General features: G+C 64.3%; 1 protein-coding gene. It reads right to left on the minus strand.

Annotated elements, in window-relative coordinates; all coding sequences use genetic code 11:
- Nucleotides 1-428: DUF4372 domain-containing protein (locus V6767_RS22715; RefSeq protein ID WP_448475511.1), on the minus strand; the 428-nt coding region annotated here is incomplete at both ends.

A 428-nucleotide genomic window follows, 5' to 3' on the forward strand; every position in this document is an offset into this window, starting at 1 on the left:
ACAGGCAGGCTTTCATGCGGGTCATAGTTCACATGCAGCTTGATGGCCCGATGGGCGTTGACCATATCCGCCCATCCGCTTCTGGTGGCCGAAAGCCGGATGCGCGTGGCATCGAGAAGCCTGACGGCATCGGCGATGTGGCGGCGGGTGCGCCGGCTGGCCTTGGCCGCCATATGGGCGAACAGATCGGCATAAAGGGCTGACGGTCTTGTGGCATTGGCATCGGCAAGCGTCGTGCGCGCCACCGGCCGCGCGCCGACGTGATAAAGCCGGGCCTCGTGACTGGAAAGACCGGCTTCGATCTCGCGCAGGCTTGAAGCGCCCGAGAGCTGGCCGAACAGCAGCGCCAGAAACTGACCCTTGGTGGAGAGCCGGCGCACGCGATGATCGGCCTTGTGCTCATCCACAAGCCGTTCGAACACGTGCCA

The sequence above is a fragment of the Martelella sp. FLE1502 genome (assembly GCF_053484255.1).